This window comes from Streptomyces sp. AK010, assembly GCF_014207295.1.
GTDB classification, from domain to species: domain Bacteria; phylum Actinomycetota; class Actinomycetes; order Streptomycetales; family Streptomycetaceae; genus Streptomyces; species Streptomyces massasporeus.
Genome location: NZ_JACHCX010000006.1, coordinates 353399 through 367470 on the forward strand (window position 1 = coordinate 353399; position 14072 = coordinate 367470).

8 protein-coding genes are annotated in these 14072 nt (G+C 70.5%); 2 read left to right on the plus strand and 6 right to left on the minus strand.

Annotated features, from left to right (window positions below; genetic code table 11):
- Nucleotides 1-333: 333 nt before the first annotated feature.
- The 6 genes from HDC93_RS14855 to HDC93_RS14880 form a co-directional block, all read right to left on the minus strand.
- On the minus strand, nucleotides 334-1104 hold the full coding sequence (locus HDC93_RS14855) for an AAC(3) family N-acetyltransferase (RefSeq protein ID WP_311774544.1): 771 nt from the start codon (nucleotides 1102-1104) through the stop codon (nucleotides 334-336).
- Nucleotides 1097-3244 carry a radical SAM/SPASM protein FxsBH, inactivated beta-hydroxylase extension form gene (gene fxsBH / locus HDC93_RS14860; RefSeq protein WP_185010954.1) on the minus strand — a complete coding sequence of 716 codons (2148 nt, stop codon included), beginning with the start codon at nucleotides 3242-3244 and terminating at the stop codon, nucleotides 1097-1099. Before fxsBH ends, HDC93_RS14855 begins: the two co-directional genes overlap by 8 nt.
- A 471-nt stretch (nucleotides 3245-3715) precedes the next feature.
- On the minus strand, nucleotides 3716-7585 hold the full coding sequence (gene fxsT, locus HDC93_RS14865) for an FxSxx-COOH system tetratricopeptide repeat protein (RefSeq protein ID WP_185010956.1): 3870 nt from the start codon (nucleotides 7583-7585) through the stop codon (nucleotides 3716-3718).
- Nucleotides 7569-8867: a TIR-like protein FxsC gene (locus tag HDC93_RS14870; protein WP_185010958.1), complete on the minus strand. Its 1299-nt coding sequence runs from the start codon at nucleotides 8865-8867 to the stop codon at nucleotides 7569-7571. Before HDC93_RS14870 ends, fxsT begins: the two co-directional genes overlap by 17 nt.
- Before the next feature lie 29 nt (nucleotides 8868-8896).
- Nucleotides 8897-9772, minus strand: coding sequence for a macro domain-containing protein (locus HDC93_RS14875; protein WP_185010960.1), 876 nt, complete (start codon nucleotides 9770-9772; stop codon nucleotides 8897-8899).
- A complete protein-coding gene (locus HDC93_RS14880; RefSeq protein ID WP_185010962.1) occupies nucleotides 9769-10521 on the minus strand; it encodes a toll/interleukin-1 receptor domain-containing protein in 753 nt (250 codons plus the stop codon). Before HDC93_RS14880 ends, HDC93_RS14875 begins: the two co-directional genes overlap by 4 nt.
- Nucleotides 10522-11284: 763 nt before the next feature.
- Here HDC93_RS14880 and HDC93_RS14885 point away from each other — a divergent pair.
- Nucleotides 11285-12751, plus strand: coding sequence for a Y4yA family PLP-dependent enzyme (locus HDC93_RS14885; protein ID WP_185010964.1), 1467 nt, complete (start codon nucleotides 11285-11287; stop codon nucleotides 12749-12751).
- Nucleotides 12748-14067, plus strand: coding sequence for a pyridoxal-phosphate dependent enzyme (locus HDC93_RS14890; RefSeq protein WP_185010965.1), 1320 nt, complete (start codon nucleotides 12748-12750; stop codon nucleotides 14065-14067). The genes HDC93_RS14885 and HDC93_RS14890 overlap by 4 nt, the downstream gene beginning before the upstream one ends.
- Nucleotides 14068-14072 lie beyond the last annotated feature (5 nt).

Here is a 14072-nt window from a genome sequence, read left to right on the forward strand (position 1 = left end):
ACGTAGGCAGGGAGTTGGCGGGCTCGATGGGACGAGGCCGGGGTGGGGGCACCCGTCCGCGTCTCCGAGAGACTGCGGAATCGTGCGCACGTCGGTCGCGGGGAGAACGCCCACCTGAGTATTCCCCACAACGGCCCGGCTTCGGAGACCGCGACCGCGGCTCGCCACCGCGGGTTGACGCGGCCCGAGGGGGGACAGGGGTGGTGAGCACTGATCCGATGTCGCATCTCCACACGTCCCCCTGCCGGTCGAAGCCCCGGGAAGTCACCCGACGGCGTCATGTGGCCGGAATCAACACTGTGCCCCACCCGCCTGTCCGACGGGCGGTTCGTTTTACGCCGTTCTCCACCTGTATCCGGACATCTGACGCTGAGCAGCGTCCACAGTGTCCCGCATCTCCACGAGGGTGACCGCCTTTCCGGCGTATTCGCCTCTGGTCAGGAGTTCGTGCGGGATCCGGGCTCCGATCGCGGCGAAGTCGCTGTCGTCGAGCACGATGTCCTCGTAGGAGATCCACGCTCCGCCGCCCACCACACAGCGGTATGTCCGCGTCGGAGGCTGCGGTGTCATGCGGTACTCGGCGAGATGGAGTGCGCTGCACGCCTCGAATCCCACTCGGAACAGCAGGATCTGCGCGTGGAGTTGGTACAGCCGCGCCAAAGGGGACCGTTCTCCCAGATGGCAGTCCGGCTCGTGGCCGGTGAGCAGGTCGCGGGCCCGGGGGCCGATCGCGGCGAACGAGGTCTGCGGATGCGCGCTGCGCACCGCGCCGGGGGTGGCCCTCACACAGTCGGCCAGTGCGCCGACCGCCGGGCACGGGGTGACGTCCGGATCGAACGCCGGCATGCCCGCCCGGTAGACCTCCTTCTGCTGTTCGGTCAGCCCTGCGGTGAGCGCACGATGACAGTCGGAGGTGTCGGAGTTCTCGGGGGTGAAGGCCGGTGTGACCAGCGTGCCCGCCGGGCCGAGAGCGGCAAGAAGGGCATTTCGCACCACGGCGGGAGGCAGGCCGGTACCCCTCAGGGAGGCGTGCACCAGCAGAATGCCGCCGCGCCGGACGCCCAACTCGCTCAGCAACCGGACCAGTCGGGTGCCGTCAGTCACGGAGAGTCGTCCATTCCGCTCGCAGCTCGTCGGCCACGTAGGCGCCGTTCTCCGTGAGTTCACGCGGGGGAAGGTCGGCCAACTCGCGCAGGGCCCGGTCCGCCAGGATGCGTGCCGGACCGGCTTCCGGCGACGGACGGGCTGCTCTGCCGACGTACTCGCTGGCCAGATCGAGGAGGCGTCCTGCCGGGCTGCCCGGCAGGTGAAGGTCGACGACCTCGCGCAGCGCGGCGAGCCTTCCCTTCCGGCCGAGGCGGGGCAACTCGCGGACGAATTCCTCCGGTGCAATGTCGATCGCCACCCCCAGCGCGCCGCTGCCGCAGGCTCCCAGGCACACTCCGGCACCTGCGGTGAGCGGGGTGATCGTCGTCGTGGCGGGAGCGCTGACACTCTGCCACCAACCGGGCTCACGCTGGTCCAGAAGGCCGTACGCGTCCCGCAGCCGGTTGCGGAACGCGGCCAGGGCACCGGGGTCGAGCAGGGGGGTGACGACCGCGGCGAAACAGTCACGGCCCGGGTCGGCATCGTCGATCAGCAGCCGCGGGCCGTGGCCGAGAGCCAACGATGCCAACGGCCGCCAGCTGCGCAGGGCAAGCGGGGAGGCGTCGGTCCCCGCCGAGTGTTGCCCGCCGCGTACGCGCAAATCACCCTGGCCGACGTGGAATTCCACCTGCCCGGGCTGTGACAGCCGAACGGTGCCGAGGGTCGGGAGATGGACCAGCGGGCTCGGCTGCTCCCAACGCAAGGTCGCTTCGACGCCCGCGCGCAGCGCCGCGGCCGTCGCGACCGCCATGAAGTGCGGCAGATCCGCCGTGCCGTCCCAGGAGCGGATCAGGGAGGGCCTGAGATAGGGATGGGAGATGACCGCGTCGAGGTGGGGAGCTGTGGTTTTGTCGGAGTCCATGCGGACCAGGAGGCTCCAGGCCTCGTCCCAGCAGGCACGGCCGGCGAGCTTGGCGTTCACTCCTGCGAGCAGCGCGCGGTCCAGCCGTAGCCGCGCCCGCTTGAGTTCGCCGACGCTCGTCACCGCCGGAGCCAGCGAGCGGTCCGTGATCCGTTCGGCGATTCCCTCGATCAGGGCACGCAGGTCCGCGCAGTACACCGACGGGTTGTCAAAGTCCCGGCCGGTGCTGTAGCGATGTGCGACCAGCCCCCCGCCACACGTGGCGAGGACGGGGCACCGCCGGCAGGTCTCGCTGAGCCCGCTGCGGCGGACGGGCCCCTCCGCGCGTTCGGTGAACTCCCGGAAACCGTGTCGGAAGACGTCGTATCCGGTGGCGGGTGCGCCGTCATAAGCGACCTTGAGTGAGTCGGAGCGTGTGAGGGTGCCGTCCGTGTCGACGACCGCGATGCTGTCGTCGGCGGCTCCCAGCGCCTCCGTGAGCGGGGGGCCACCGCGCAGCGTGCTGAGGATCGAGTCGAAGGTCCGTACGGGAACCGGGCGCCCCTGCTCCTCCCACCGGTCGAAGACCCTGAGAAGCCAGTCGGCGTAGGGCGTGGACGCTTCCGGCCGGCCTGGAGGGGGTGGTGCGTCCCAGGTGGCGTGGGGCAGGAGGTAGTCGATCCGCGGCGGGTCCAGGTCGATCAGCGCATCGTGCACGAGGACCGGATCACCGGCCACGTCGACCGTGCACAACAGCCCCTGGAAGAGATGCCGGTACTCGGGGAGCCGCAGCAACTCCAGCCCACGCAGCACCCGTTCGTAACTGCTGCGACCCCGATGGTCGAGCCGATGCCGGTCGTTCGCAGCCCGGTCACCGTCCAGGGAGAGGCCCACTTTGACTTCGAATTCCCTGAACACCTCCAGGTGCGCCCGGCTCAACCGCACACCGTTGGTGTGGATGTGCAGATCGAGGTCGGTCGTCGGAGCCAGCGCACGGGTGAGCTCCGCGCAGATCGACCGCAACCGGGCCGGACCCGCCAGCAGTGGCTCGCCACCGTGCAGGATGACCGCGAGCTGCGGGAGCCGCTCCTCGTGGACATACTCGGAGAGCCGGCGGGCCACCTGGCGGAGCGTCCCCTCGGAGATCAGCGGCGGCATCCTCCGCCAGCTCTGGTCCGCGTGCCGATAGACATAGCAGTGGTCACACGCCAGGTCGCATCTGCTGTGGACCTTCAGGACGAGCTCCCGTACGGCCACGTCCTCACACCTCGCCGGCTGCGCCGCGCGTCCGCATCGGGCGACCGGTCAGACGGCGGAGTTGAAGGTGGGGTGCGTCCGGGCCCCGTCCTTTTCCGGAGCCGGAGTCACTCGCCTCACGACCGTGGTGACCTCGATCCCGTGAGTGCGGATCTCCGCGAGCGGGGTTCTCTCGGAGGTCGGGACTCCCGTGGGGGGCTTGTCTGCGGGTTTCGTGACCGGAATCTTCATCTGCGTCGGCTTCACCTTGGTTCAGGGCCGCCTCCCACACACCGGGGACGGCGAGAGTCCGGGGCTGGAGTGGACACGGTGCGCGTAGACGTTCCGCCAAGCATGCCTCTGCCATCTTCGCAGCCCCTGCGCGAGGTGGGCAATGCGTACCGCAATGCACCGTCCGGCAGCGGTGATTTCTCGTCACCGCTGCCCCGGGCGTTCACCGCGACGCTGAACGGCGTTCCGGGGCTGCACTGTTCAGGCGGGCAACAGCAATTCCAGATCACGGTCGACGCGCTGCCAGCCGCGGCCCGCGGCCGTCCAGGGATGTCCGGGGCCGAGTCGCTTGTCGAACGCGCTCACTGCACGGTCACGCAACCGGCCGGCTTCCGCCGTGCGGCCCATCGAGCGCAGGGTGACCGCCAGGGACAGGTCGGCGATCAAGGTGTCCGGGTGCCCCTCCCCGAGGCAGGCGCGCAGGTCCTGAGCGCAAGCCCGCGTCATGCTCTCCGCCGGCGCGAACTGCTCCATTTCGCCCAGGACGTTGGCCATCGTCAGCTTTCCGAACAAGGTGTACGGGTGGGCCTCGCCGAGAATCCTGCCGAAGGACCGGACGGTCCGCGTGGCCGCGGCCAGTGCCTCGTCGGTCTCTCCCGCGCTGCGCAGCCACGCCGCGAGGTTGTGGTCGCAGACCGCGTTGTCCGGGTGTTCCGGGCCGCGCAGTTGCGCGACACCGTGCTGCAGGCGGCTGATCGCGGTGCGCGCGGCTGCCAGATCGCCCGCGCCGGCGGTCAGGGCCGCCAGGTTGACGCCGCAGACCAGCCAGTCGGGATCGTCCCGGTCCTGTTCCGTCGTGTAGCCCACCTCGGCATGCGCGGCGAGCTCGTCGGCTTCGTGACGCTCTCCGATGCGGCGCAGGGAGACCGACAGGCTCACGGTCGCGCGCAGCGCGCCACGGGAGTTCTGGCGGCGAAGGCTCTCCAGGGCGGGGCGCAGCACGCGTACGGAGCCCGCGTAGTCGCCCAGTTCGCGCAGGTCCCGGGCAAGGCCCAGTGCCGACGCCAACGCCGCGGGATGGCCGTCCCCCAGCACGCGGCACTGTCGTTGCCAGGTGGCCAGGCTGCGCTCCCGCGCGGCCGAGTAGTCTCCCACCAGGCGAAACGACCGGGCGAGCGCCTCGGCCGCGGTCAGCGTCTGCGGGTGCTCCTCGCCGAACAGGTCGTAAAATCCGGTGTACACCTCACGCGCCAGCTCCAGCGCCTCGCCGAACCGGCCGAGCGCTCTCAGGTCCGCGGCCAGGCCGGCGGCGGTGATCAGGGTATGGGTGTGGCCGGGCGGCAGGAGCTCGCGCTGCCGGGCCAGGGTGCGGGCGTCCAGGCCGTACGCCTCGTTATGGGCTCCCAGGCTCCGCAACGCGGTCGCCTGATGGTTACGCAGCTGCAGCACGTGCTGGTCGTCGTCTCCCCCGTCGACAGCGGTCCAGCTCCGGTCCAGCCGACGGCCCAGTTCGAGGGCCCGGGCGGGCATGCCGTGCTGCGCCGTGCGGCGCACCCGCTCCAGCAGCACGGCGCGGGTGTCGCTGTCCTTGCACGTATCCGCGCCGGCGTGGTCGAAGTGGGGCCACAGCCTCTCGAACGCGAGGTCGTCCGTCTCGGCAGCGGAGTCGTCCCGCCGGGGCGCGGCGGCCGTGAGGAGCCGGTGCGCCTCGTGGCGGACCTCGTCCAGTTCGTCGGCCGGCAGCGAAGCCGTCACCAGGCGCTGCACGACCCGGTGCACCTTCAGCGTGTGCCCGGCCTGGTCGACCTCGGCCAGGCCCAGCCGGCTGAGTTCCTGCACCTCGCGGTCGACCAGCATCGGCTCGTGCAGGACGTCGTCGTGCGGACGCAGAAGGCGCAGCGCGGTGTCGGTGTAGACCAGGGCCAGCGGCAGCGGCTGCGGGGCGAGCACACTGCACAGGGCGAGCAGCCGCAGCGCCGCGGGGGCGCGCTCGGCGAGTGCGTCGAGGGCCACTCCGGTGCCGGCGGCGATCGCCGGGGCGAGCGCGTCGCCCGCGCCCTTCGCGGCCCGGGCGTCACTCCGGACGGTCAGCCGATGCAGGTAGTCCTGCGTCGACGGGAACTGCGCGAGCCACAATCCTGCCTGAGCGACGGCCAGCGGGAGGTCGCTCGCGGTGGCCGCGATCCGGTCCGCGTCCACGGCGGAGAGCGACGGAGCCCTCCGCCGCAAGAGTTCGATGCTCTGCTCCCGGGTGAACGCGTCGACCCACACGGGGGGCAGGCTCTCGCTCCACGTGCGGTCACGGGAGGTGACCAGCACGTGCCCCTGAGGGACGGCGGGCAACAGATCCGACAGGGCCGGCCGGCCTGCCGCGTTGTCGTACACCAAAAGCCACCGGCAGCTCGGCGATCCCGAGTCCAGCGCGTCGAGGGCCCGGCGCGCGGCCGTGGGAACGTCGTCCCCGTTGCGCAGGCCCATCCGCTCCGCCAGCTGCGCCAGCGACAGCAGGACCGATTCCCGGCTGTGCGCACGGATCCACCACACCAGGTCGTACGCGGCCCGGAAGCGGTGGGCGTACTCGACGGCCAGCTGGGTGCGCCCGGTGGCGGCGAGGCCGTCGTGAGGGAGTATCACAGCCTGTTGCCGGCTGACCTTCAGCGTGGCGGCGAGCTGGTCCAGCAGCCGGTTGCGGCCCACGAAGAAGGGGTTGCGTGCCGGTGCCTCCCACAGGTCCGGCGTACGGCGCGGGAACCGCGGACGGGCCGGTCCCAACACCCTTTCAGCCACCTCCCCGGACAGTCCTACGCCGCGCAGCAGGGCTTCGGCGGTACCGGGCTCGTCGAGGGAGGTCAGGTCGACCGCTTCGTAGTCGCTGAACGGCGGGGTGAGCGCGACGGGTTCGATCCGCAACGGGACCAGCTTCCCGGAAGCGCCGGAACCGGTCCCTCCCATGCTCTCCCACAGGGTCCGGGCCTGCGGCGAGCGCAGGAAGGAGGACGACAGCAGGGCCAAGGTGCGAGGGGCTCCGCCCCAAGGGCCTGGTTCACTGCCGCCGCCGGAGGTGATCACCTCGAAGCCGGAACCAGCGAGGAGCCAGCCGACCCAGTCGGCCCACATCCTGTCCTGGGGGGCGTACCACAGCCGCAGCGGGGTCGCGATGGGTGACAACGGCCGTACGTAGGAAGCGCGATGGCGTTGGCGCAGTTCGTCGTCCAGGGGTGGCAGACGTCGCACGCGGCCCTCGGTGATCAGCTCCGTCAGCAGCTCGAAGGCGGCGAGCAGACTGTTCGGTTCGCCCGGTGGGTCACCGAACGCCGCCAGCGTCTCTTCATAGGCGTAGTCCGACCGGTGTGGGACTTCCACGCCGGTGCGAGAGGCGGCCGGCAGCTGCTGGAAGCTCATGCGGACGAGCTCACGGGCGGCGGCCAGACGGTTGTCCCTGTCGTCGGCGACCCGCATGGCGACGGGCAGTATGCGCAGGGGGCGTGGATGGACGTCCTGAAGTATGGACCGGGCAATGCGTGCCGCGCCCTCGATGCCCTGCGAGCTCAGGGTGAAGCAGTTGACCAGGATGTCCGGCATGTCGATGGTGCACAGTCCGACCAGGTCGCTGACGCCGGAGCGGCTGTCGATGAGGGTGAAGTCGTAGTGACTCTTCATGTCGTGGCGCAGCGCCTCGAGGAACCGCGTGCCACCGAACCGTTCAGCGAACTCCCGCCAGCTGAAGTCCATGAGGTGCGTCAGGTATTCGCCGTCCTGCCGTCCCGCGGGCATGTAGTCCAGGCTTCCGCCTTCGGGGAACGTCCAGTCGACGGAGACCGCGTGCGGCAGGACCCGGGCGAGGCGCCGTCTCAGATCCGCCGCGGACTCGGTGTGCGGTTTCGTGCGCCACTCCGTGACGTAACCCGAGAACAAGTTGAGCACGCCGGTGGTGGCGGCCGAGGTCGCGGCATCGAGGAAAGGGTGAAAGTAGCGGTGCAGCCCCGGCGCCTCCACGTCCCAGTCGGCGGCCAGCACGTGGTAGCCGTTGGAAGCCAGGATCCAGGCGACGTTGGCCACAGCCATCGTCCGCCCGGTACCGCCCTTCTGGGAGTAGAAGGTGACGATCTGCCCGTCAGGTCCGGGGGTCATCACGCATCTCCTGTGCGGATCCCGGCTCCGGAGCGGGACCGCGCAGCCTGGGCCGGGCGACGGGGGGGCCGGCGGGCGGGTACACGGGCGACACGTAGCGGAGGAATTGGGCGGCCGCCCACTGGATCACGGTCGGGAGGATGTCGGCGAACGCGGACAGCGAGGGCACCCCGCCCGTCGCGGCCCGGGAGACGCTGCGGCCTCGCTGCAACGTGCGTGGCAGGGTCTTCTCCAAGGCCGACTGCAATTCCGCCCCCGAGGACTCGTTGTCCGGGTCCGAGTGGTCCCACGGCACGACGACCACGACCCACGGCTGAGCTGCGGCGTCCACCCTGGTGAGCAGCTCCCGTTGTTCAGGGTCGGCGACCGCCCAACGATCGAGCAGCATCACCGTCGGCGCCGAGGGATGCGCCTCGGCCAGCAGACTGCCGGCCGCCTCGTCCAGGGGTTCGACGGTGGTGAGGTAGTCGAGCCCTCGCACCTGCTCCGCGGCTAAATCCGCGAGCGATCGACCGGCGTCGACGTCGCTGTCCCGGTAAGGGTTCCAGTCGACCGGGGAGGGGCCGTAGCAGCGTTCCGAACGTCCCGGCGGCAATGCGCGGCTGCTGGGCGCGGCCACCACGATGCGAACCCGGCGCAGCACGGGGGGCGGCCCGAAAGCGTTGGGCAGGTCCGTCAGGTCCAGCGGTTCGCCTCTGGGTACCGGATTCTCGTGGGCCGTGGTGACGATCGACTGGGCCAGCAGCAGGACGGCATGCTCGTACTCGGCCCGGTACCTGCGCAGTTTCATGAGGGAGTACAGGCCCTCGGAGGCGTAGTGCGGACCGAACCGCTCGTGGTCGTGCTGCAGGCTCTTCGCCGTCGAGGGAAGACGCTCGGCATGCACGGGCGTCCACAGTGCCGGCACGATCGCCGGTGGGGCGCTGTCCTGTGACGACCGGCTCCGCGTCTGGCGCAGGGCGAAGGCCCGCCACTCACGGCCACAGTGGTCGCTCACGAAGTAGCGCGGTGAGTACAACGGTACGAACACCCGGCATGTGGCAAGGGCGGCGGACAGGCGCGAACTCCAGTCCTCGCCGATCCGCATGGCGCGGTCCATGAACCCGGCCGACTCGCCCTCCGGCAGGTCCGTCAGCATCAGGATGTGCTCGCAGAGATCCTGGTAGAGCCGGCGCACCCACATGTCCGGATCCGGCCCGTCGGTCGCACGCGGCGGGGTGTGCGCGTAGCTGAGGAAGAAGTACGGAACGTGTGGGTCCGTCCGCTCCGGTTCCTGGTTCACACCAAGGCCTCCCCCCACACGTCCGGCGGTCACAGGGTCCGCAGGAACATGGCCAACTCGAGCATGTCGACCCGCACATAGTCCTCCGGAAAGACCACGATCGTCAGCTCTTTGCAGATGACCGACCGCCGCGATCTCGTGACGAAGGACAGCAGGATCAGCTTGATGAGACTCGTGTGATCCATGCTGTCGATGCGGGCCAGGCCCGATCCGATCACCGGCATGGCCACCGCCTCACGGCGTGCGTGCAGATGCATCGCATGCCAGAGCTCTTCGAGGCTCTTCCACATCTGGTCGGGCCCGGAGGCGACCGTCAGGTCGTTGCGCATCGTGCCGTACGCACTGAGGAAGAAGCGCTTCCGCGGCGAACCGAGGACGGCGACCGTGCCCAGCGGGTAGCGCGCGAGTTTCCCCGCCCGCTTCGCAGCCCGGTCCTCCACCCGCACCGGTGGTACTCCGGCGAGCGCGGTGTCGATGTCGCGGTCGAGCCGGGTGGCCTCGCTCGCGTAGAGACGACGCAGGAACTGGCCCTGCACACTGCGGTGGACGATCAGCAGATCATCCCGGGTGTCGGTGTCGAACACGTCGTTGCTGCCGATGACCAGGTGGCCCGGTTGCTCGAAGAGGTCGCCGACCTTGATGGTCACTTCGAATCCCGGGTGCTGGAACTCGTGGCTCACCCGGGTCCGCGGCCATGAGCGCAGGATGCCACCCACCAGCGAGATGCCGACGACACCGAGGAACGCCGGGACGCGCGGCAGCGAGCTGTCGGGCCAGAAGGCCAGGTACAACTGGACGAGCCCGGACAGCAGGGTGAACTGAACGGCGCAGGCGCGGCCCGCGGTGGACAGGCCGAGACGGGTGCCGAAGAGGGTCCGTGCCTGATGTCCGGCCATCCGGCTCATGCCGGCCCCTCGGTGTTCGTACCCGGCGGCGGGACGTACTGGGTGTGCGGCGTGGGCGTTTCCTCGTAGACGCCGGCGAACCTGGATCTTTTCCTGGGCAGGCTGGTCTGCTCGTCGCGCAGCGCCTCCACCCTCTGTTCCAGATCGGTGATCCTGCTGATCTGCTCCCGCATGAGCGAGGTGAGGTCCTCAAGGATCTCCTCCGCGGAGCGGCGCGGCGGTGCCTGCTCGGCGGTGTCCGCCGTCAGGTCGATCGCGGCAAGGCCATCGCGTAACTCGGGCCACACCTTGCGGAAGAGGCTGTCGACCCGGGTGTTGTCGGGGTATCGGTTGACCGACTCGCGCAGGACGGAGTTGATGGTCCTGACCATGTTCAGCACGTCTTCCTCGTCGTGCGCCCGAGTCGACTGGAACTGGCGCAGCGGACTGCTCGCCGCCTCCAGGTCGTCGTGACTGCCCTCCAGCAGGAAGGGCACAAGCTGGCCCTTGCGCTCGTCGACCTCTTTGGACAAGGCTCCCGACTCGAAGATGATCCATGGGGCGCCGAGGTTCGCCCGGGTGACGCAGGCGATTCCGAAGGAACTCTCGTCGAGCTGCTTCTTTATCTCGTCCAGCCCGCGCGCGCCCTTCCTGATGCTCTCCGAGGAGACGAACGGCTCGATCTCGTCGCTGAAGTAACGCAACCAGGAGGCGAGCCGTTCGGCACAGGTCCGTGACGGCAATCCGGACCAGCTCAGAAAGATCTTCATATGACGCCCCCCGCATCACACCCCGCCCGTAAGAACGCCCCGACACCGGTCGCCTGCCCCCGTGGCCGGGCCAGTGGTTCTGGAGGTCACCCCCAGAAACCATACTGGCACTGTCGGCTACATCAACAGGCATGAGCAGATCCCACCAGGCGCACGTGGTCAGGTGTGGCCCCTCCGGAGCGGGACAGTCCGCACCTGCGGGAAGGGTGCGGCGGCAGCTCGACCGGCTCCAGGAACCGGGGGGTGCCGGAGGGCCGGTGCGGTGGCGGCGGCCGGGACGGCTGCCGCGGCGACACCGGCGACGGCCGCCAGCGCGGCCACGGTGGTACGGATGCCTCGGGCACGGACGGCTCGGGTGCGGGTCTGCATGGTCTCCACCGTTGGTCTTCGTCGATCGGGTTCCCCGGTCGAATGCGCGGGTCTTCGCCCTTGCCCCCCGTACGCCCCCCGTACGCCCCCCGCGACCGTCGCCCTGTACGCCCGCTACGGATCCGTCCCGAATGTCACCGTCCTGCCACCGGATCCGAGGCAGGTGGCACCTCTCACTCCCGCCCCGGGACGGCTTCCGGGCGAACCGGGCCCTGTGCGCCCGGCGCGCGCCGCGCCTCGGGGCCGTGATTCGCGTCACACTGACAACCGGACAGATCCGGGCTGTACAGGGCGTAAAGCGACCGAAGAATGGATATGGGCTATACGGCGAAACGCGGGGAGTGTCCGACGTGCCCGGATGCCGGGCGCAGCGGCTTCAGGAGGGGGAGCGCGCATGGACGGCCGGCCCTTGTATCTCGAACCGCGGCTGGAGCCACGGCTGAAGTCGCTCTTGGCGGCGCACGGCACGCTGCACTCGATCGTCGACGCACTCGGTTCACCCGTGCACGTCGTGGTGCCGGACCAGATCGCCGAGAACCTGGAGCGGTTCCGGTCGGTGTACCGGGCGCACCACCTGTCGGGGCAGGTCTTCTACGCCCACAAGGCCAACCGCTCCAGCGCGTTGCTGCGGCGGCTCGCGGCGACGGACGCGGGCGTGGACGTCGCGTCGCTGGGCGAGTTGCAGCACGCGCTGGGTGCCGGCTTCGGCGCCGACCGGATCACGGCCACCGGGCCGAAGAACCCCGAGTTCCTGTGGCTGGCGGCGCGGACGGGTGTGACGGTCAGCGTCGACGGCGTCGCCGAGCTGGACCGGCTCGCCGCCCTGGTGCGCAAGCACGAACTCGCCCCGGTGCGGGTGCTGCTGCGGCTGTCGGGCTTCGAGACGCCGGGCGTGAAGGTGCTGAGCCGGCGCAGCCGTTTCGGTACGCCGGTACGGGAGTTGGAGCCGCTGCTGGAGGCGACCGAGCGGCACGGTGACGCGGTCGATCCGACGGGGGTGGCCTTCCATCTGGACACGACGAGCGTCGCGGAGAAGGCGACGGCCCTCGAAGGGTGCCTGGCGGCGCTGGAGTTGTGCCGGAGCCGGGGTCTGCGGCCCCGGGCCGTGGACGTCGGCGGTGGGTTCGGCATCAGCTACCTCGCCGAGCGGGAGCAGTGGGAGGCGTACACGAGCGGGCTCACCGCGGCCGTCCTCGGCCGGCGTCCGCCTCTGACGTGGGGCGGGCACGGCTACGGGCTGCGCAACGAGTCCGGCACCCTGCGCGGCACGCTGGGCCTCTACCCCGCCCACCGCTCCGTCGCCGGCGCCGCCTACCTGGACGAGCTGCTGGCCCAGCCCGCCGCCTCGCTGGGCGGACGCCCGCTGGCCGCGCTGCTGCTGGAGCACCTGTACGACCTGCACACCGAGCCCGGCCGGGCCCTGCTGGACCAGTGCGGGCTCACCCTGGCGCGGGTGCTGGAGGTCCGCGGCCCGGAACCCGGCGGGGAACTGCTCGTACGGCTGGCCGCGAAGGCGGACGACATCGCCCTGGAGGACCACGGAGTGCTGATGGACCCGGTCGTCGTCCCCGGAAGCGGAGCCGGGCCGGGTGAGGGGCCCGTCGCCGTGCACCTCTTCGGCAGCCTCTGCATGGAGACCGACCTCATCACCCGGCGCACGGTGTTCCTGCCGCGCCGCCCGGAACCCGGTGACCTGCTCGCCTTCGCCAACACCGCGGGCTACGCCATGGACTTCCACGCCACGCGCGCCCAGCACCAGCCCGCCGCCCGCAAGGTCGCCGCGTGGCAGGACGGCGACGCGTGGCGCTGGTGCCTCGACGACCAGTTCTGGCCGATCACGCCCGCGAGGGGAGCTCAGTGAGGTACGACAGCATCACAGAGGCGATAGGCAACACCCCTCTGGTGCGGATAGACCCGGCGGTGCACGGCCTGCGCACCATCGATCTGTACGCGAAGCTCGAAATGCTCAACCCCTTCGGCTCGGTCAAGGACCGGGCCGCCTGGAGCATGGCGGGGCCCCTGCTGGACGAGGCGGTCGAACACGGCAGCCAGGTGGTCGAGTTGTCCAGCGGCAACACGGCCAAGGCCCTCGCGGTCATCGCGGGCATGCACGGCCTGGGCTTCAAGAGCGTCACCAACCGGATGCGGGTCCCCGAGATCAAGGATCTGCTGTTGCTTCTCGGGGCGGAGATCGAGGAGCTGCCGGGGCAGAGCGAGTGCCTGGACCCGACCGCCACGGACGATCCGCTGACCCTGTTCCACCGCACGCTCGCCGCCTCGGGCAGCGCCTATCTGCACACCGACCAGTACTTCAACCCGCGCAACACCGAGGCCCATCTCACCGGCACCGGACCGGAGATCGTCAAGGACCTGGACGGCCGGGTCCCGGACTGGTTCGTCGCCTGCGTGGGCACGGCCGGGTCCTCCACGGGCGTCGCCCGCGCACTGCGGGAGGAGGACCCTTCCGTGCGGGTGGTCGGGCTGGTGGCGGCCAAGTCGGACTTCATCCCCGGGATCCGCACCATCGACGAGGTGCAGGAGGTGGGTCTGTTCGACCCGGAGACGTACGACGCGATGGAGTCGGTCAGCGCCGACGAGGCGATCGAGGGGATGCTGACCCTGAACCGCCGCTGCGGCATCCTGGGCGGGCCCACCGGCGGGGCGGCCTACTTCGGCGCCGTCCGTCATCTGCGGGCGCTGGACGAGGAGTCGGAGGAGCGGCGGACCGCGGTGTTCATCGTCTGCGACCGGGTGGAGAGCTATCTGAGCTACGTCCGGCAGCGGCGGCCCGATCTGCTGGGCCGCCCGCCCCGGAAGAACTCACCGGCCGACCTGTCCGAGGCCGAGGTCGGCGGGGCGCCGTCGGTCACCGTGGCCGAGGCCCGGCGCTGGATCGAGACCGACCGGCCGCTCGTGGTCGACCTGCGCAGCCCGTTCGCGTACGCCGCGCTGCACATCGACGGGTCGGTCAACATCGTCGACGAGCTGTTCGCCGAACTCCTGCGGGGCGGGCTGCCGTTCAGCCGGCGTCAAGCGGTGCTGCTGGCCTGCCCGGTCGGTGAGCAGTCCGCGCGGTACGCGGCGCTGCTGACCCGGATGGGCCACCCGGACGTGCGCAGCCTGGCCGGCGGCATCATCGCCTGGCGGGACGCGGGCGCCCCCCTGGTGCGGGACTGACCGGG

Bases quoted from the DNA above. Each gene is read 5' to 3' on its own strand.
- fxsT (WP_185010956.1), bottom strand. From the start codon at position 7,585: ATGACCCCCGGACCTGACGGGCAGATCGTCACCTTCTACTCCCAGAAG.
- HDC93_RS14875 (WP_185010960.1), bottom strand. From the start codon at position 9,772: ATGAGCCGGATGGCCGGACATCAGGCACGGACCCTCTTCGGCACCCGT.
- HDC93_RS14880 (WP_185010962.1), bottom strand. From the start codon at position 10,521: ATGAAGATCTTTCTGAGCTGGTCCGGATTGCCGTCACGGACCTGTGCC.
- HDC93_RS14885 (WP_185010964.1), top strand. From the start codon at position 11,285: ATGGACGGCCGGCCCTTGTATCTCGAACCGCGGCTGGAGCCACGGCTG.